The organism is Desulfacinum hydrothermale DSM 13146 (assembly GCF_900176285.1).
GTDB lineage: Bacteria > Desulfobacterota > Syntrophobacteria > Syntrophobacterales > DSM-9756 > Desulfacinum > Desulfacinum hydrothermale.
Window position 1 is genome coordinate 26,131 of sequence record NZ_FWXF01000018.1, and the last position, 18,456, is coordinate 44,586.

Genomic DNA, 18,456 nt, shown 5'->3' on the forward strand with positions numbered 1-18,456 from the left:
CATGACCCGAAAAAGACTGGCTTTTGCCATCCTCTTGGCGGCCCTGGTGATCACGGCCTCCCCGGCTCGAGGCGAAGACTGGTACGTAACCCCGTGGATCGAAGGGCGGGTGGAATACAACAGCAACGTGCTCTACACGGCCGACGATGAGCTGGACGACCTGGTCTTCCACGTCCGGCCGGGCTTTTCCGCCCTCTACGGATCGGAACGCACCCAGTGGACCTGGGACACTTCCCTGGACGGCCAGATCTATGCCGACAACCCGGATCTCAACACCGTGGAAGCCGATTCCACGGCGGCGGTGGTCCGCCAGTGGACGGACCGGCTGTCCACCCGGTTGGGGCTCACGTTCGCCAAGGACGAGACGCTGGATGCGGAGCTGAGGGAATCGGGCCTGGTAGCCCGCCGCGAAAGCCGGTACCGCTACGGCCCCGATTTCAGCTTCGCCTACCTGATGACGGACCGGGTGGGGGTGGAAGGCGGCTTGGGGCTTCGCCGCACGGACTACGACAGCCGCATCTACCCCGACCGCACCACCTGGATGGCCTCCCTGAGTCCCTACTACCTGGTGACCCCACGCGACCGGGTGGGCGTCTCCTTCGGGGTGAGCGGATCCGACTATGAAGACACCTCCACCATCTTCACCTTCACCAACAGCCTCTTCTGGCGCCGGGACCTGAGCGAGTCGTCCCATATCCTGCTGAGCGCCGGATACCGAACGACCCGCACCACCTTGGAACGGGATTCCGTCCAAATCGTGATCGACCCCGCCACCAACCAGGTCCGGTTCGTCACCGTGACCGACGAAGAACGCTACTCGGATACCGGTTTCATCTTCAACGCCTCCTGGGCCGCCAAGCTCACCGAAACCGTGTCCGTGGATCTGTCCGCCGGGCGGGAACAGTACAACAGCGTCACGGCGGCGAGCAATGAAAGGACCTTTGTGCGAGGATCGGTCTCCTGGCTGCTTTCCGAACGCACCACCGCCTCCCTTGCGGCGGGCTACGACTACAACCAGGAAGAAGCCGGCGCGGGAGCGGACCAAAAGACCCACTACGTCCGGATCGCTCCGGGCCTCAGCCACCGGCTGACCCCCCGCTTCAGCCTGCAGGGCGGCGCGGTCTACGAGCACTCCTTCGTGAAATACCGGGGCTCCGACGAGGACAAGGACCGCTACCGGATCTGGGCCGGCCTGCGCTACGTGTGGGAACGGGCGCTGGAAAAGTGAGGGTGGGAAAAGGCCGGCAAGCCTCCCCCCCTCTGGACCAACTCATGACATCAGGACCGGAAAGCCAATAGCCTGAATCCGTTAATACAAAGGGGGCGTGTGGACACTGGAGCGCTGGAAGCTGATTTCGAGATCCATTGATACCTGGTTTCGATCGTTCCGGCTACCTTCGGGGGCTTGTCTTTCCAATCCAATGGACACATGATGGGTTCACGATGTACAAGCGCGACAGGTATTCATGGGTCAAAAGATCTTACCGTTGGTCCGCTGAGCGTAGGCAGGAGGTGATCCTCCGGATGCTAAGAGGGAAAGCTCGAATCCGTTCAGCCAAGACCCGGGCGATCCCGGGCGCGAGAAGCGCTTCTTGCGCAACCTTCTTGCGGTAGAGCTCAGGCAGATGTGCGGGATCGCAGGCATCTTTGTCCACCATGGCGAAGCCTTCCGTGTAGATCGGCAAAAGCTGCTTTGTGGAAATGCAGGGTCGATAATAAGATCGGCCAAGCGTAAAGATCGCAGGACCAGGCCAAACGAACGAAATTGGAGGTCGCTATGAAAACCAAATACGTCTACTGGCAAGGCGACCGGATGTGGTTGGGCTATCGGGCCGAATATCCGGACTATTGGACTCAGGGGGAGACTCTTGAGGAATTGCAAGAAAATCTCAAGGATTTATACAGAGACCTTTCGAGCGGGGCCATTCCACACGTGCGCCGCATAGGAGAACTCGAAGTTGCATGAAGAAAAGAGATTGGATCCACCGACTCGAGGCCATGGATTGCGTTCTCATTCGCCATGGTGCCCGCCACGACTGGTACAAAATCCGAGAACCAAGATTTCACAGCCGGTGCCTCGCCACAGAAAGATGGATGAATACCTTGCAAAGCGGATCATCAATAATGTTGAGCAATGACTAGGTTTTCTGTGCAATCTCCTGTTACGGGCTTCCCACCTTGGTCCGAATCCATGTGGGCGGACACGGCGGACGGCGTGTCTTACGGGTAGCCCGGGCCGGCCCGGACCACCAAGAACCGGAAACGGATAACCGATAACTGAGAACCCTATCGGAGTTCGACCCATGCACCAACAGCAATCCCTGAACGACCTGCAACGACTGCAACGGATCCTCAAGCGCCGCCGGGGTTGGCTCGTGGCCCCGTTTGTGATCACCTTGCTCCTGGCGGTCGTCTTGGCCCTGGCCCTTCCCAACATCTACCGGTCCACGGCCACCATCCTCATCAAGGACAAGCGCATCCCGGAAGACCTGGTGCCGTCCACGGTGTCGTCCTACGCCGAAGAGCGCGTGCAGGCCATCACCCAGGAGGTGATGAGCCGTACGCGGATCCTACAGCTGGCCGAAAAGCACGACCTGCTGGGGGCCAAACGCCACACGCTTTCCACGGACACCCTGGTGGAAAAGATCAAGAAGCGGATCGCCATCGAGCCGGTCAACGCCGAGGTGAACACCGGCCGATCCAACCGGCCCGTGACCCTCATGATCGCCTTTCGGCTCGCCTACGAAGACGAATCCCCCCAAAAGGCCCAGGCCGTGACCAACGAAATCGCTTCCTATTACCTGGAAAAGAACCTGGAATCCCGCGAAAAGGTGGCCCGGGGCACCACCGCCTTTCTGCAGGAGCAGATGGAACAGGTCAAGAAGCGAATCACCGGGCTGGAAGACCAGTTGGCGGCCTACCGCAAGGCCCACCTGGAGCAGCTTCCCGAATTCACCCAGCTCAACATGCAGAAGCTGGAAAAGCTCAACGCGGACATCGTCAACATCAACATGCAGCTGCGCAACCTGGAAGAACAGAGGGCGTCGCTGCGCACCCAGCTGGCGTCCCTGGACCCATACGCCGAAACGGCCTCGGGACAGGTGCTGTCGCCCCAGCAGCGCTTGCAGCTCGCCCGCATGGAACGGGCCCAGCTGGTGGCCCGCTATTCGGAAAAACACCCCCTGGTGCAGGCCAAGAACCGGGAGATCGCCCTGCTGGAAAAATCCGCGGGGGGATCCCAGGCTCTGGTGGAGATCCGCCGGCGCATCCGGGAACTGGAAGGCCAACTGGCGGCCCTCTCCTCCAAGTACACGGCGGATCATCCCAAGGTGCGCAAGGTGCGAAACGAACTGGAACGGCTGCGCGCCGATCTGGGCTACGTGGAAGGGGCGGCCGCGCAAGGGGACAGTCCCCGCTCCACCCAGGCCCCGTCCAATCCGGCCTACGTGAACCTGAAAGCGGAATTGGCCAAGACGGAGGTATCCATCCGGTCCTTCAAGCAGGAAAGGAAGCGGCTGGAAGCGCAGGTGCAGAATCTATACGAGAAGCTTCGGGCCATGCCGGAAGTGGCCAAGACGTACAACTCGCTGGAAACGGACCTCCAGCTGGCCAAAGCCCACTACCAGGAGTTGCAGGAAAAGTTCCTGGCCGCCAAGGTGTCTCAGAGCATGGAAGAGGACCGGCTGGGGGAAACCTTCGAGGTGATCGAGCCAGCCTACCTGCCCGGAAAGCCCGCCCGGCCCAACCGGCTGGCCATCGTGCTCGTGGGCATCGTGCTGGGCCTGGGCCTGGCCATGGGACTGACGGCCCTTCGGGAATTCAGCGACCCGCGCCTTTACGACCGGGAAGATCTGGAACAGGCAGCCGGTATGCCCGTGCTGAGTCTCATCCCCACCCTGGAAACGGAAGAAGACCGGCGTCGGCGCCGGCGCCGGCGCCTGGCGACCGCCGCCGCCTGCCTGGGAGGCCTGGTTGCAGCGCTTTGGGCCTTCCACCTTTGGGTCATGGATTGGCACATCTTTTACGCCAAGCTGTTGCGGCTGTTGGAAGGCAAGTTCTTCATCTGATCGGATGATCCAAGTTCACCGATCCGCCACACGACCCGTACGACATCGAGGTAAGCCATGAGCACACTGAAAAAGGCATTGGAACGCGCCAAGTCGGAACGGACCGGAAGGGGGGAAAGCCCCGCTCCAGCCCCTTCGGCGGCGCCCCCGCTCTCCCCCCCGGAATCCGGCGCCCAACCCAGCCCCGCGCCGATTTACACGCGCACCCGCGTGATCCACGTCCCCCCGGCCCGGCTCCTGGCCAACCGGGTGCTGGCCGTCACCGACGACGGGCACCACAGCGACGCCTTCAAGCTGCTGCGCACCCGGGTCCTCCAGCAGACGCGCCTTCGCGGCTGGAACACCCTGCAGGTGAGCGGCTTCGGCGTGGGGGAAGGAAAGAGCCTGGTGGCGGCCAACCTGGCCGTGGCCATGGCCCGGGACACACGTCAGACCACCCTCCTGGTGGATCTGGATTTCCGCCGGCCCACCCTGCACCGGATCTTCGGCCTGGTCGGTCTCACGGCGGGCCTGGAAGCCTATTTTGCCGGCAGTGCCCCGCTGGAAGAGATCTTTGTGTCGCCCGGGATCGAAAAGCTCACCCTGCTGCCCACGCTCCAGCCCATGGCCCATTCGGCCGAAATCATGGGATCGCCGCGCATGGAAGCGCTCATCCGGGAACTGAAACGGCGCTACGACGACCGCGCCATCGTCTTTGACACCCCCGCCGTGAACGCCTGTCCCGATCCGATCATCGTGAGCGAATACGTGGACGGCCTGCTCCTGGTGGCCCGCGCCGGCCGTACCCGCAAGGAGGCCGTGGCCCAATCGTTGGATCTGGTTCCCCGCGACAAGCTCCTGGGCATCGTCATGAACGACCTGCCGCCGGGCCATCTGGGCCGGTACGGGTATGCGTAATGTATCTGAACCACTTCAAACTGAGCACCCGCCCCTTCAGCCTGACGCCCGACCCGCACTTCCTCTACCTCAGCCGGGTCCACGACCTGGCCCTGGCCCACCTGGAATACGCCCTGGTGCACCAGGCGGGCTTCATGGCCCTCACGGGCGCGATCGGATCCGGCAAGACCACGCTCCTCAAGCACCTCTTCGCCAAGGTGCCCCAGGACCTGGACGTGGCCCTCATCTTCAATACCCACCTGGACGGCACGGCCTTTCTGGACATGCTCTGCCGTGAATTCGGCCTGGAGCCGGCCTCGGACAAGAAGAGCGATCTGTTCCAGGCGCTCTACCACCACTTCCTGGACCGCTACGCCCAGGGACGCCGGTGCCTCATCGTGGTGGACGAAGCCCAGAATCTGCCCCTGGAGACCCTGGAGGAACTGCGCATGCTTTCCAACCTGGAAGCGGACGCGGAGTTCCTCATCCAGATCATCCTGGTGGGCCAGCCCGAGATGCGCCGGCGCCTCACCCATCCGTCCATGGCCCAGCTGGCCCAGCGCATCTCGGTCCACTACCACCTGCCCCCCCTTTCGGCCGACGAGGTGAGCCGCTACGTGCACCACCGGCTGTCCGTGGCAGGTCGCTCGGATCCGGAAGCGCTCTTTCCGGACTCGGTACTGGAACGCGTGGCGGCGGTGAGCGGCGGCGTGCCGCGTCTCATCAATTCCCTGTGCGATGCGTGCCTCACCTACGCCTACGGAGAAGGCCGGGACCAGGTGAGCTTGGAAACCGTCGATCAGGTGCTGGCCGACCAGCCCTTCCTGTGGGATCGCGGATCCGATCCGCCGGAGGCCGACCCCGCCCCCTCCGATCCGGAGGCCCGCCCCGCCACCACACTGGACGCCCCGTTGGACGGGCGGGCCCTGGCGGAACTGGCCCTGCGGCTGGAATCGGTAGAACGGCGGCTCATGGCCCTGGAATCCCAAGGTGCCGGTGAGTCGGTTCGCCTCCTCCAGGAAATGCTCACCCGGGAAAGGGAAGAAAACCGCCGCCTGGAATCCAAGATCCTGAGACTCAAGTACATGGTCATGGACCTGAAAAAAGAGGTCCAGAAAGAAAAGGAAAAGGATGCGGAAAAAGATGTATCCGATCCACCGCCCCGCCGACGCCGGATCTTTCCCTTCGGTCGACCATAGCCGGCAGGCGCACCGCCCATCGGCCCCGTTTCGCACCTGGGCGGCCGTCTCCGTCCTGGTGCTCCTGGTCCTGGCCGGCTGTGCCAGTCGGGAAGAAAAGATCGCCCAGTTCATCCAAAGCGGCCATGCCTACATGGAAAAGAACGATCCGGCCCGGGCCGCCATCCAGTACAAGAACGCCCTGCAACTGGACCCCCGCAACCTGCCGGCTCACATGGGCCTGGCCCGAGCCTACGAAGCCATGGGCGATTTCCAGCGGGCCCTGGGCACCTATCGGCGGGTCCTGGAACTGGATCCCCAAAGGGACGACGCCCGCCTCGGGGCGGCTCGTCTTTTGACCCTGGGCCGAAGACCCGATCAGGCCCTAAAGGAACTGGACCGGATCTCAGATCCCCAGGCGCTCCAGCCCCAAGCGGCCGCCGTTCGGGCCCGGGCGCTCCTGGCCCTCAAGCGCGCGCAAGAAGCGGCGGCGGTGCTGGAAAAGGCGCCCGGAGTGGCCGAGAGCCGCGAGGCCACGGCCCTCCTGGCCCTGGCCTATGACCGCCTGGAGCGCGAAGACGCCTTTCAAAGCGCCCTCGAACGCTGGAGACAGCTCGATCTTAAGGACCCGGGATCCTACCTGTTGGGCGCCCGCCACGCCGCCCGCCGGGGCCGCAAGGAAGAGGCCCTTACGCAGGTGGATCTCATGGTTCAGGCCCTCCAGGGATCCGCCGACGCACGGCTCCTCCAGGCCCGGACCCTGGAACAGCTGGGCTACGCCCAGGAGGCCGCCGCCGCCTTCGACGCCCTTCCCGACCAATCCAAATACCTTCGGGAACGGGCGGCCTTCGCCCTGCGCCGAGCGGATCGATCCAAGGCCCAAAAGATCCTGGAAAAGCTGGCCCGGCGCACCCCCGACGATCCCCAAACCGCCCTGGCCCTGGCCCGCGTCCTGGAAGAAGGCAAGGATCCCGACGCCGCTCTGGCCGTCCTGGACCGCCACCTTCCCCGGATGGGATCGGACGCCGACCGCGAAAAGCTCCAGCTGGCCAAGGCGGAGCTCTTGAGCCGCCAGGGCCGCTTCCAGGAAGCTGAAAAACTATGCCGAGCCATTCTCCAGGACAACCAGGGCTCGGCCTCCGCCCACCTGCTCCTGGCCCGGCTCCTGGCCCGCAAAAAGGACTTTGAAACGGCCGAACTCCACGCCAACCAGGCCGCCGCGGCCCTGGCCGACAACCCCGAAGCCCAGCTCCTTCTGGCCCGCATCCAGCAAGCCAACGGCAAACGGGCCCTGGCTCAAGACACCCTGAAACAGGCCCTGGAGCGCCGTCCGGACGCCGTCGCCGTGCGCGCGGCCCTGGTGGAATCCCTCATCCAAGAAGGCAAGGACGCGCAAGCCCTGGCCCTGGCGGAAAAGGTCCTGGAACGCCGTCCGGACGACCCGTCCTGGCTGCGCGTGCGAGGACAACTCAGGGCCCGGACGGGCAAAGAAGCGGGAGCCGAAGCCGATTTTCGGCGCCTCATCGAGCTTCGTCCCGACTCGCCCGTGGGCTACCTGGATCTGGGACAACTGCAGCTCGCCCAAAAGAAGCTCAAGGACGCGCAGGCATCCTTCCAAACCGCCGCGGACTTGGCACCCCGCTGGACCGCACCCCACCGGGCCCTGGCCCGTCTCTATCTGTCCCAGGGGCGCCCGGAAGAAGCCCTCCGCGAGGCGGAAACCGCCTACCAGAAAACCCCCACGGCCGAGCTCGCCGTGCACCTGGCCGGCCTCTACGAATACCAGGGCCGCACCAAGGACGCCATCACCGTCTATGAAAAGGCCCTCACGCGATGGGGCGAACGCCCGGAACTGCTCAACAACCTGGCCTATCTCATCAGCCAAGACGATCCCACACCGGACCGGCTCCAACGCGCCCGCGCCCTGGTCCAAAAGGCCCTCCAGGCCCGGCCCCGGTATCCAGCCTACCTGGACACCCTGGCCGTCATCGCCCACAAACAGGGCCGCCTGGATGAGGCGTGGAAGACCATCCAGCAGGTGCTCCGCCTCAACCCCGAAAACGGCGAACACCAGCTGCACGCCGCCCAGATCGCCCGGGACCGGGGCGATCCGGACGCCGCCTCCCAATACGCCCAGAAGGCCCTGGAGGCGGGCCTTCCGCCCCGTCTGCAGCCGATCGCCCGGGCCTTGGCCCGGCGGGGGGCTGGGGAGTCGTGAGTTGTTGAGGGGGGAGTGGGGAGTGGGAAGTCCGGAAGCTCCACCCACTCCCCCGCTTCCGTGTAAAGAGCGCACCCCTATCGCCGCCCATCCCGGTCCTGCAGTCCATCCCCAACACCCCCCTCCAACTCTTTCCGGACCACTTCCTCAACCCGGCGCCCGCGCATCGCGCAAAAAAAATCCCCGGTAGCCCATCCACCGGGGATTTTTTTGCCCCACAGCGAGCGCAGGGCCCGCCTCTCTTTCTTTTCTCACCTTGCCATGAGCTTACGCCGAGCGCCAATACCCACCAGCCCCAACAGGCTGGAACCCAACAGCACCGCCGATCCGGGCAAAGGAACGGGAGCGGCGTCAACAACCAGCCGAACCTCATCGCCGATATATAAATTGTAGGCATTCGAACCACGACCCAAATATTTGTAATTGAGTGGATTTATACCCGGATCACTCGCATCATCAAAGAACCACCCAAACATTCCATCACTACCAATGTCAAGCTTTTTAGATGTATCATAATAACTATACACCTTATTCCCTTCTACCATTATACGATCATAGTCACTATTGATCAAGAGGTGGTTATCCGTATTCACACCATCGTATATATATAGATCATAATTAGTATTTGGATCCCCGTCAATTTCGAACTGATTCACATCCTCATTCGTTGCCACCCATTGCGTGTCTATGGACGCATGGGCAACGGTCACTGCCACCAAACACAATATACACGCTAACACTACCGATCTCATCATCGCTCCTCCCTCACACATCACCACAACAATGCCATCTATTTCCCCGGGCGGTCCGGCTGGCTCAGCTCCGCCCCGGAAAGCTGGTCCGGGCCCATGGCGGGCTGCACGCCTTCACACCTTCCTGTGCTCGTCCTTCGCCAATCTTTCGGATCCTCACCTCCATGGTGCCAATTGGAATCACCGATGCCCTCCCTTTCCCTGCGAGAGGGACTTGAGAAGAGGGCGGCCCGATGGATTGGAGCACCCTCATCCGCAAACCCTTTTCCATCCAGGGAAGTAAGAAAGAGGAAGTATAAATCGCTCCCTTTAAGCCCTACCCTACCCAGACCAGAGCGTCCCATGCAAACCCAAATTGGGGGTTCCCGGTGGTTCTCGACCATATAAGTAGGATATACGCAATTCATTGACTTTACTGCTCTTTGATAACTTTAAGGGAGATGTGGCCATGAGCTCTCCCCCCAGCATTTCATACCCATAAGACGCTCCCATAAGCCCCCCCGATCCTTCCCGCAGATTTTCCTCAAGGCATCGGACCTTTGTGCCGATAGGTAAAGTGACGGCACGATCCGTCTCTCCACGTCTGTAAAGGGCAAACCGCTCGAAAGAGCGGGACGCAAAGCCACTGGCCTACGTTCCGAGCCCCCTCGGAATAGGGTCGCAGAGCTGCCAGGCAGGGAGGAATACGCCATGGCTCCATTCCGTCGCTTCACACCAAGTCCTTGGATCCTCACCGTCGTCACCGTCCTCGGCCTCTTGGGCGCCATCTCGTCACCACCACCCCCAGCGATCGCCTCGGATAAACCCAGGGTGTTCGCCTCCATTCGGCCCGATGCCAAGTTCCCCACGCGGCCGGATCGACCCGATCGTGTCTTCGGAATCCAGGATCCGTCGGAATCCGAACTGGCCCGGCTGGTCAATCGGGTGCGCTCGTACTACGGGTTGAAGCCCCTTACCTACTCCAAGACCCTCAGCCGAGCCGCCGAAGGCCACTGTCTGGACATGGCCCGTCACCATTTCGTGAGCCACACCGGTACCGGAGGCACCACGCCGTGGCACCGGATCCGGCGCGCCGGCTACCCGGCCCGGCGCTACGGGGAAAACGTGGCCGCGGGCATCCCCGGGCCCAAGCAGGTGGTGGAGGCCTGGCTTCAGAGCCCGTCCCACCGGAAGGTCCTCTTAAACCCCAAGTACCGGGAGATGGGCATCGGCTACGTGGCCTCACCCCAAAGCCCCCACAAACACTACTGGGTGCTGGAACTGGCCAGCCGATAGGCGCCCGTTGCGGCGGCTTGCCACCGATCATCCCGGCCCCCCGCCCGGTCGCCCCTCACGGATCACGGTCTCTTTCGTCGGGCCAGGGCCACCACCGCCAGACCGGGAGCCAGCAGGACGACCCCCGAGGGCAGCGGCACCGGAGCGGGAGGTTCCGGCTCACCACCGTCCGTCCCTCCCCCTCTTTCCTCGATGATCACGACCCGCTCGCGGCCGCCCGGGTCCCCGGGATCCACGATGGTGAAGGTGGGAGGCACCACTTGGCGCACCGTGGGCACAACAGCCGCCTGGGAAGAAGGAGGCTCCTCGGGAGCGGTGGGCTCCGCCGGGGCCTCCCCTTCGGCTCCCAAAACCACCGGCTGGGTGTATTCGATGAAGGTGGTCTGGACGTCTTCAAACGGTTCGCAGATGACGGCCAGGATTTCCCCCGGGCCCGGAATGTAGGCAGCGCCGTTTCGCCGGGCCGCTTCCACCATCTTTCGGGCGGCGGGCGTGAGTCCGCGGGTACGGCCGTCCACCAGGTGCCAGATGGCGGCCTGCACCTCCTTGGGGGTTCCCGCCTTGTGGTTTACAAGGTAGTTGATTTCATTCCAGGAGAGCCGAGCCAGATGCCCCGGAAGCAGCGGATCGACGCTGGAATAGAGGCGCACCCGGGTGGTGGTGTTCTTGGGAATGTCCAATTGCCGGTCCACGCACCAACCGTCGTACCCCATATCGTTTTGAACCGCCATGCCTTCCGGGATATCCGAAAAGATCATCTGAAAGCGGCTGCGCGGACCGGGATACCGGAGGAACATGGTGACCGGGTCTGTGGGAAGGGTTAGCTGGGGTGTGGATTGGGCGGACACATGGGCCGGCCATTCAGCGTCGGCCGCCTCGGTTGCCGTCGCGGAGGCATCCTGCGGCACCGCGGTCGCTCCAATCCCCAGCGCCATCGCCAAGATGAGGATCCCTTCGATCATCCGCAGTTTGCCTCCGACAGCCTGCATCGCTCCACCCTTCCCGCCCCGGCCGCTTGGGCGCCCGGATCACTTCCTTGGGCGCCCACCCCGACCACGAAGCCCCAGCAGGCCCAGCACGCCCGATCCCAGCAACAAGGCCGTCGGCGGGATGGGGACGGCGGCCACTTTGGCAGATCCTCCATCAGCTATCCCCTGTATATGGGCCGCTGAGTAGACACCCTGTTCATTGGCAACCAGAAAATCCGTGGGAGACAAGGATCCATCGTCGAGGTAAAAGAAGATTTGCGCGGTGTCTCCAGCTCCAAAGCGTTTACTAGGTTTGTTCGGCCAAGTGAGTTTCAGGTCAAACGTTCCAAATTTGTTCTCGGGAGGGAACTTAAAATTACCCATGTTCACCTCGGGCACATTTTCTGTTCCTGTATCCCAATGCAGTTTATCAACGTCCCCATTGAAGTTGAAAAACCACCCGTTGGGACTGTTGCCATTACCATTGCCATTACCATTTTGGCCGCCCACAAACTCGCCAGACTCAAGGTTGTTCAAAAGCTTCAGCAAAACGCCGCTCTGACCACTATCATTCGTGCCGCTCTTAAAAGTTGCTGTGAGCCAAGGCCCTTGTCCCCCAGGGGAAGTGTCGCCGGGATTGAGATAATCCAGCTGGATCACCACCTCGTCCGTGCTGGCCTGGACCTGGGAATGTCCGACAAGGACAACCAGGGCCGCCACAAGGAGTAGAGAAAAAAAGATTCGATTCATATTGAGACCTCTGTTCAGATGGGCATGATTTCGGTTCTTGAACTTTCTCTTCAAATTGAACCTAGGCATTCCCGGGAGGTATATACAGGCCGTTTTTGTGGAGGACAAACGGTAGCCCTTTCTATCCGTTAATATGGAATATCCTGTTTTTATAATATGTTGCATGCATCTTGCTTGCCTTCTTCCCGCCCAAAGATCCAGTGTTTTTTCGCCTTGGCGGAACCAGAACCGCACTTTTTTGAAGGATCCGCCCTTCGGGATCGGCCCGCCCGATAAAAGGCGGGCCGCGGGGCGAAGCCGGATGGTTCGCGAGCTTTTCAGAAAACACTGGGGATGGCCGCTTTGGTCGAAAAAAAGGATTAAAGATTTTGCCCGAAATGCCGATTGGGAAGTTGGGACGTTTGTGAGCGGAAGCCTCCTCGCGAGCGCTTCCCAGATGGCTATCGCCTGAAAAAGGCACACCACGCGAAAGCGTGGGCCGCAAAGCCACCGGCCTAAGTTGCCACAAGGCGATACGGCAGCGGGGCTGCCAGCCCGGCCGATGCCGCCTCGATCACCTTGACCTGGGATCCCGGCCCGAGCCTGGTGGGATTCCTGGCTATGCAACGGCCGTAATACGAGGACGGAAAAGGAGCCACCATCTCATTGCATATAGTGGCCTTTTTCTCCATATCGGGTATGTGCAGCGGTATTCCCCTACCGCCGCACATCCACCTTGACGTTGGAACACCGTTTCGACGATACGTACTAAAATACGGAGCACTGCAGACAGGAATGACAACCGACCATGACCCTTGCCGAATCCCAAGACTTCGCACCACCGCGCGTTCTGTTCATCGATCCAGACCCGAAGGCCCATGAGGACTTGCTGGCGGCAGCTCTCCCGGCGGAGTTCTATCACACCCCGGAACCCGTGCCGCCTCGTGAGAATCCCACGTCTTTTCACTTGGTGGTGGTGGCGGAAGATTTTTTGGATTCGCAGGCGATCCGCCATTGGATCCAGCGATCCCTGCACCCGTACCGGCACGTCCTGGTGGGGCTTTCCAGGGAGCCGTCGGGATCGCCCAATCTGCCCCGTTGGGCCCAGGGCTACCTGGAACGGCCCTACAGGCCGGACCAGATTCATCGGCATCTTCTGGAGGTCCTGTGCCAGGAACCGGACGGGCTGACCCGCCGGCTGAAACAAGACGTTCTGAGCACGAAGAAAGAAAGCCTGGAACGAGGCCACCGGAAGCTGGAATCCCTGCACGACAGGCTCTTGGAAGGGCAAAGGGCGCTGCAGATCCTGGCCCAACGCAGACTGGAGGAGCGGCGGGAAGCCTTGGAACACGTGCGGCGCGTGGCGGGAAATCGGCTGATCCCTCTGCTGCGAGATATGCAACAGGATCCCGACGCGTCGGAAGCCGCCGTGGAGCTGGAACAGCTGATGCGTTGCGTCCTCCGCGGCCTGGAAGCCTCCGAAAGCGTGGAAGGACGCGCCATCCACGTCCTCAGTCCCGTGGAACTTCGCGTGGCGGTACTCATCCGCCTGGGCCTGAATGGAAGGGATATCGCCAGACGCCTGGGCGTGTCCATGGGCACCGTGCAGACACACCGAAAAAACATCCGTAAGAAACTGGGCATCCATGGCCGCCACTACAGCCTGCGCCATTGCCTGTTGGGCGGATCGCGTCCCGGGAGGCCAAGCCGGTGAGTCCAACCAGGCGGCGGCAAGGGGGCGAGCACTGGAAGGCAATTGGAACTTGAACACGGACCGGCTGGCATTTATATTCTTTTCGTTTGTTTTCAATCCGAAGACTGGCGAAACCCACAACAGAAAAGGGCAATAAGTACGAGGAGGACGGGGAATGGGCGGCACGGCATGGCGCGAAACCCTTTTTCGACTGGCTTTGGAGGAACCGGATCTGGAGGATTACACCGGACTGACAAAGAGGGTTACGACCCATGTGGCCCTTTTGTTCCAGCCGGAAGAGATTGTGCTGAGAAAACCGGATATGAGCCTCTACGGGCGGGACGTGCACCAAAAACTACTGAAAGAAGACAAAACCCAACCCAAGTCGTACGAAGACTACCTCATCCGGGAAGCGCGCCATATACTGCCCCGGGTCATCGAAGAAAAACACATGACCCGATGGCTCTTTCCCCTCCTGGACCCCGACGGCGTCATGATGTACCTGGAACTGGCCTGGTGCCTGGCCGCGGGCACCAAGCGATTCCACAGGGACGAGATGGTTCGCTTCAACCGCGCCCTGGCCGAATACTTCATCCGCCGGGCCCTGCGGCTGCGCACCTTGGAGCGCCAACGCATCGTTCAGGAAGCCTTGGAACATCTGCCCTTGGGCGTGGCCGTTGTGGCGTCCGACCGGCGCATTCACTACGCCAACCCGGCGCTCCTGACCTATGTGAAGGCGGACCGTGCAGCCGTGGTCGACCGCCCCTGCAACGAAGCCATCGGCTGCCGAAACGAGCCCCCACCGGACTGCCCTCTTGTGCAGGACGGGATCCAGACCTGCTCGTACCTGAAGACCCGTGACGGCCAACCCGCCCGTTTCTTCCGTGTGAGTACCAAACACAATGGCAAGGCGGTGTTGGTTCTCCCTGCATATCAGCCGGCCCGCCACGGAGATCCGCGCCATGCCCGCTTGGGAGCCGGAGCGGACCCCGTAAACACCGAGAATCGATCGAGACATGAAATCAACTGACACACGGCCCCTGGCGCTTGCCGAAGGAAGAACGCCCAGCGTGGTGGTCATCGACGACGAAGGCATGCTCCGGGCCACCCTGACGGAGCTTCTGGCCTCGTGGGGCATGGAAGCCGAAAGCTTCGACACCCCGGCGCAGTTCCTGGCCTGGGGGGCTCCGCCCTCCGCGTGCCAGGTGATCCTTTTGGACATCTACTTTCCCAACGACAATGGCCTGACCGCCCTACCCAAGATCAAGGATCGGTTTCCCGACGCCAAGGTGATCATGGTGACGGGAGCCGGCGACAAGCAAAGCGCCATCCAGGCCCTGAAGCTGGGCGCCTTTGACTACCTGGAAAAGCCCTTCCAGGCCGAGGACCTGAAGCACGCGATCACCAAGGCCCTGGACGCCCGGCGCAGGGAGCAGGAGGTGATCCAGCTCCTGGGCCAACTGCGCGAAAGCGAAAAGCAACTCCTGGAGCAGAACCGCCGCCTGAAACAGCTCAACGAGCAGCTGCTCAACACCAACAAGGCCATGGCCGTCCTGGCGCGCAACCTTTCCGTGGAACGGGAAGAGACCCAACGGCGCCTCGCTCTGCAGCTTCGCAGCATCGTCCTGCCCATCGTGGAACGCATGGCCCTGGACGCCCGTTTGCGGCCCAAGATGGAGCAGCTGGAAAACGCCTTGAATGAGATGATCCAGGAGCTGGCATCCGGCGAGACCATGGACGGGCGGATCGTGGGATCCCTTACGCAAACGGAATTGCGGGTCGCATCCTTCATTCGAAGCGGCCTGACCACGGAAGAGATCGCCCGGCAGATGAACGTGTCCCTGAGCACCGTGAAGACCCACCGGCGAAACATCCGGAAAAAGCTGGGCATTACCGACCCGAAAGCGGACCTGAGAGCCCACCTGGCCGTCCACTCACCCGGGAGCCCCCCTTCCGCGGATCCATCCAGGCACGCCTAAGCGCCTGTCCGAGAACGCCCAGGTCGCTCCCTGCGGGCCCGTGCTGCCAGCTTGGCCTTGCGCGCGCAGCGATGGGTTCCGAACCCGCCCCCACGAGGCTGTCCGACTCTTAAAGAGCCCCTGGGCACAGTAAAATTTCAACCTGTCAGAAACCAAAAAAAACGGAAAGGCCGTTGGCGGATCAGGCTCCCAGAGGCGGCATGGCCCCCACCCGCACCGATCAGGCCCGGTGAGATTCCAGGAATTCGTGGACAAAGCGCAGCTGGTGGTCCGGTAGATCCAGGAATTGCAAGCCAATGCGCCGACACCGGATATTCCTTTGGCTCAACGGCGATTCCCCCCTGTCGTAGACCACCCGGCAGCGCACCTTTGGGATCATCCGGTCGGTATCATCGGTGAAAAGGTCCACTGTCACCGTGTTTGCCTCGAGAGGCCCCAGGTCCGATGCGTAGGCCAAGCCGACGCCCCCCCTTCCGGCGTCCACGACCCGCCCCACCCGCAAGAAATCGGGTCGTATGGCAGCAAAGACGCCTTCCTTCAGAGGAAACCGCCGCTGTCTTCGTCTGTCTCGCTCCCCGCGGTCCATTCCCGCCCCCTTCCTGTTCACTGCCTTAGATTATCCTTACCCACGTCCGAGATCCAGGGGCAAGGATGATTTGGACCGCCGTTCAGGGTGCAATCGCTCCCCATTTCCCAGATATACACTGTGAATTGGATGCCTTGGCCCTGCGCTGTCGCGGGGACGCCGCGCCAGTCCTTCCGGTCCAGGCAGCCCCGCACGGAGCCTTCTCCCGGTGTTTCCTGGGGCCTCATGGACCGGAAGCTCGTTCGATCGCCCTTCCAAGCGATTTCAGGTCCTTTCCAATGCCTTTCACCGTATTGCAGGCCGTCAGGGATCCTGCCGCCAGCATCAGAGCCACACACCAGACCAACCATCGTTTCATTGCGCCTTCCTCCTGCGAACCTTCGTGTTTTGCCGCATTCTCAAGCACCTTCGCCCCAGGAGATTGTCTGGGAACGCCCGGATTGCTCCCTGTGGACCCTCGGCCTGGCCAGGCCGGCCTTGGGCGGGTTCCGAACCCGCCCCCACAAAGCGCAAAAAACATCTCATAGCACCGTTGAATTGCATTTGTCAGAAAGGCCAAAAAGGCCAAGAGACCATCGTCAGCCGGACCCCTAGAGCTACCAGCCCCAAAGGATTTGTCAAGGTGCCCGTTTTGGGATACACGGGCATGGCAGGACGCAGGAACAAAGAAGGATGAAAATGATGGCCAGTGGGAAGTGAAAGCCACCCTTATCACTCCCCACGGCCCCAACGGATCTGGAGACGGCAAGCCATGGACTACAAGGTGGTGATTGTGGGCGCAGGGCCGGCGGGCATCTTTGCGGCCCTCACCCTGGCCGAAGCGGGCGTGGGCCCGGTGCTTCTGGTGGAACAGGGAAAGGATCTGGACGACCGGAAAAAGAGGGCCCAGGATGTGCTCTGCGGCTGGGGAGGGGCGGGCGCTTTCAGCGACGGCAAGCTCACCCTGTCGCCGGAAGTGGGCGGTTTTCTGGGCGACTTTGTGGGTACCGCCGCCCTTCAGGATCTGCTCCTGGAAGCGGATCGCCTCTACGTGCGCTTCGGTGCTCCGGACCGCCTCTACGGGGAGATGACCCCGCAGATGGAAGCCCTTTCCGATCGCGCACGCCTGGCGGACCTGGAGCTCATCCCCATGAAGATCCGCCATATCGGCACGGACAATTGCCTCATCGTGCTGGACCGATTGAAGCGATTCCTGGAAAAGGAGGTGGAAATCCGCACCCAGTGCCGTGCGGTGAAAATCTTCGCCGAAGAGGGCGCCGTGCGGGCCGTGGAACTTTCCACGGGCCAGGTGGTGCGCACCCAGTACGTCATTGCCGCCCCGGGGCGATCGGGAGCCCCGTGGATGAAGGAACAGGCCCAGGCCCTGGGACTCGCCAGCCAGGCAAGCCCTGTGGACATCGGCGTTCGGGTGGAACTTCCCGCCGTGGTCTTCAAGGACATCACGGACATCAGCTACGAATCCAAACTCATCTACTACTCCAAGACCTTCGACGACAAGGTGCGCACCTTCTGCATGAACCCGTACGGCGAGGTGGTCCAGGAAAGCAATGGCGACATGCTCACCGTCAACGGGCACAGCTATGCGGAAAAGAAGACCTCTAACACCAACTTCGCCCTGCTGGTGAGCAGCGCCTTCACCGAGCCCTTCGACGATCCCATCGCCTACGGCCGCTACATCGCCCGGCTCGCCAACCTGCTGGGTAAGGGCGTCATCGTCCAGCGCCTGGGCGACCTCATGGCCGGCCGCCGCAGCACCCCCAAACGCATCGCCCGCTGCCTCACCCGGCCCACTCTGCGCCGGGCCGTCCCCGGCGATCTGAGCTATGTTTTTCCTTACCGGCACCTGCTGGGCATCGTGGAGATGCTCCAGGCCCTGGACAAGATTGCTCCGGGAACCGCCTCGCGCCACACGCTCCTCTACGGCGTGGAAGTGAAATTCTATTCCAACCGCATCCAGGTATCGCCGGAGCTGGAAACCCAAGTGACCAACCTCTTTGCCGTGGGCGATGGCGCCGGCATTACCCGCGGACTTCTGCAGGCGTCCGTGAGCGGTATGCTGGCGGCCCTGGCCGTCGTGAGTCGTGAGTCGTGAGTCGTGAGTCGTGAATCGTGGAATCGCCCGCAAACCCAGGGCG

At 62.1% G+C, this 18,456-nt stretch carries 16 protein-coding genes and 2 riboswitches; of the genes, 11 read left to right on the plus strand and 5 right to left on the minus strand.

The annotated features are described in order from the left end of the window. Position 1 precedes the first annotated feature (1 nt). The 6 genes from B9A12_RS13630 to B9A12_RS13660 all read left to right on the plus strand — a co-directional run bounded on the left by B9A12_RS13630 (position 2) and on the right by B9A12_RS13660 (position 8,339). On the plus strand, positions 2 to 1,228 hold the full coding sequence (locus tag B9A12_RS13630; protein ID WP_084058662.1) for a porin family protein: 1,227 nt from the start codon (positions 2 to 4) through the stop codon (positions 1,226 to 1,228). A 549-nt stretch (positions 1,229 to 1,777) separates the two neighbouring features. Beyond that, positions 1,778 to 1,966, plus strand: a complete 189-nt coding sequence (locus tag B9A12_RS13635; protein ID WP_084058663.1) for a type II toxin-antitoxin system HicB family antitoxin — start codon at positions 1,778 to 1,780, stop codon at positions 1,964 to 1,966. Between the two features lie 337 nt (positions 1,967 to 2,303). Next, positions 2,304 to 4,067: a Wzz/FepE/Etk N-terminal domain-containing protein gene (locus B9A12_RS13645; RefSeq protein WP_084058664.1), complete on the plus strand. Its 1,764-nt coding sequence runs from the start codon at positions 2,304 to 2,306 to the stop codon at positions 4,065 to 4,067. A 57-nt stretch (positions 4,068 to 4,124) separates the two neighbouring features. Further along, positions 4,125 to 4,964 (plus strand): CpsD/CapB family tyrosine-protein kinase, encoded by an 840-nt coding sequence (locus B9A12_RS13650; RefSeq protein ID WP_084058665.1) that lies wholly within the window; start codon positions 4,125 to 4,127, stop codon positions 4,962 to 4,964. Continuing rightward, positions 4,964 to 6,142 (plus strand): ExeA family protein, encoded by a 1,179-nt coding sequence (locus B9A12_RS13655; RefSeq protein WP_084058666.1) that lies wholly within the window; start codon positions 4,964 to 4,966, stop codon positions 6,140 to 6,142. Before B9A12_RS13650 ends, B9A12_RS13655 begins: the two co-directional genes overlap by 1 nt. Further along, positions 6,087 to 8,339, plus strand: a complete 2,253-nt coding sequence (locus B9A12_RS13660) for a tetratricopeptide repeat protein (RefSeq protein ID WP_170920614.1) — start codon at positions 6,087 to 6,089, stop codon at positions 8,337 to 8,339. The genes B9A12_RS13655 and B9A12_RS13660 overlap by 56 nt, the downstream gene beginning before the upstream one ends. A 251-nt stretch (positions 8,340 to 8,590) precedes the next feature. Here B9A12_RS13660 and B9A12_RS13665 read toward each other — a convergent pair whose 3' ends face one another. Next, positions 8,591 to 9,094 (minus strand): hypothetical protein, encoded by a 504-nt coding sequence (locus tag B9A12_RS13665; protein ID WP_084058668.1) that lies wholly within the window; start codon positions 9,092 to 9,094, stop codon positions 8,591 to 8,593. Between the two features lie 578 nt (positions 9,095 to 9,672). Beyond that, positions 9,673 to 9,765, plus strand: a riboswitch (cyclic di-GMP riboswitch). A gap of 16 nt (positions 9,766 to 9,781) precedes the next feature. Here B9A12_RS13665 and B9A12_RS13670 point away from each other — a divergent pair. Beyond that, positions 9,782 to 10,366 (plus strand): CAP domain-containing protein, encoded by a 585-nt coding sequence (locus tag B9A12_RS13670; RefSeq protein WP_084058669.1) that lies wholly within the window; start codon positions 9,782 to 9,784, stop codon positions 10,364 to 10,366. 62 nt (positions 10,367 to 10,428) lie between these two features. Here B9A12_RS13670 and B9A12_RS13675 read toward each other — a convergent pair whose 3' ends face one another. Together B9A12_RS13675 and B9A12_RS13680 are read right to left on the minus strand one after the other, a co-directional pair. Beyond that, entirely contained in the window at positions 10,429 to 11,355 is a 927-nt protein-coding gene (locus B9A12_RS13675; protein WP_084058670.1) for a hypothetical protein, read from the minus strand. A gap of 39 nt (positions 11,356 to 11,394) precedes the next feature. Continuing rightward, positions 11,395 to 12,084 carry a hypothetical protein gene (locus B9A12_RS13680; RefSeq protein ID WP_084058671.1) on the minus strand — a complete coding sequence of 230 codons (690 nt, stop codon included), beginning with the start codon at positions 12,082 to 12,084 and terminating at the stop codon, positions 11,395 to 11,397. Positions 12,085 to 12,529: 445 nt separating this feature from the next. Further along, a riboswitch (cyclic di-GMP riboswitch) is annotated at positions 12,530 to 12,618 on the plus strand. Between the two features lie 253 nt (positions 12,619 to 12,871). On the opposite strand from B9A12_RS13680, the gene B9A12_RS13690 reads away from it, so the two are divergent. The 3 genes from B9A12_RS13690 to B9A12_RS13700 all read left to right on the plus strand — a co-directional run bounded on the left by B9A12_RS13690 (position 12,872) and on the right by B9A12_RS13700 (position 15,735). Continuing rightward, positions 12,872 to 13,777 (plus strand): helix-turn-helix transcriptional regulator, encoded by a 906-nt coding sequence (locus B9A12_RS13690; protein ID WP_084058673.1) that lies wholly within the window; start codon positions 12,872 to 12,874, stop codon positions 13,775 to 13,777. Positions 13,778 to 13,931: 154 nt separating this feature from the next. Then, positions 13,932 to 14,786, plus strand: coding sequence for a PAS domain-containing protein (locus B9A12_RS13695; RefSeq protein ID WP_084058674.1), 855 nt, complete (start codon positions 13,932 to 13,934; stop codon positions 14,784 to 14,786). After that, the gene (locus B9A12_RS13700; protein WP_084058675.1) at positions 14,773 to 15,735 is read left to right on the plus strand and encodes a response regulator transcription factor; all 963 of its coding nucleotides are present in this window, start codon (positions 14,773 to 14,775) and stop codon (positions 15,733 to 15,735) included. Before B9A12_RS13695 ends, B9A12_RS13700 begins: the two co-directional genes overlap by 14 nt. Positions 15,736 to 15,955: 220 nt before the next feature. Here B9A12_RS13700 and B9A12_RS13705 read toward each other — a convergent pair whose 3' ends face one another. Both B9A12_RS13705 and B9A12_RS16735 read right to left on the minus strand, forming a co-directional pair. After that, a complete protein-coding gene (locus tag B9A12_RS13705) occupies positions 15,956 to 16,321 on the minus strand; it encodes a PilZ domain-containing protein (RefSeq protein WP_084058676.1) in 366 nt (121 codons plus the stop codon). A gap of 223 nt (positions 16,322 to 16,544) precedes the next feature. Further along, positions 16,545 to 16,679 carry an entericidin A/B family lipoprotein gene (locus tag B9A12_RS16735; RefSeq protein WP_139796641.1) on the minus strand — a complete coding sequence of 45 codons (135 nt, stop codon included), beginning with the start codon at positions 16,677 to 16,679 and terminating at the stop codon, positions 16,545 to 16,547. A gap of 393 nt (positions 16,680 to 17,072) precedes the next feature. Between B9A12_RS16735 and B9A12_RS13715 the strand changes: the two genes are divergently transcribed. Continuing rightward, positions 17,073 to 18,413, plus strand: a complete 1,341-nt coding sequence (locus tag B9A12_RS13715; protein WP_084058678.1) for an NAD(P)/FAD-dependent oxidoreductase — start codon at positions 17,073 to 17,075, stop codon at positions 18,411 to 18,413. Positions 18,414 to 18,456 lie beyond the last annotated feature (43 nt).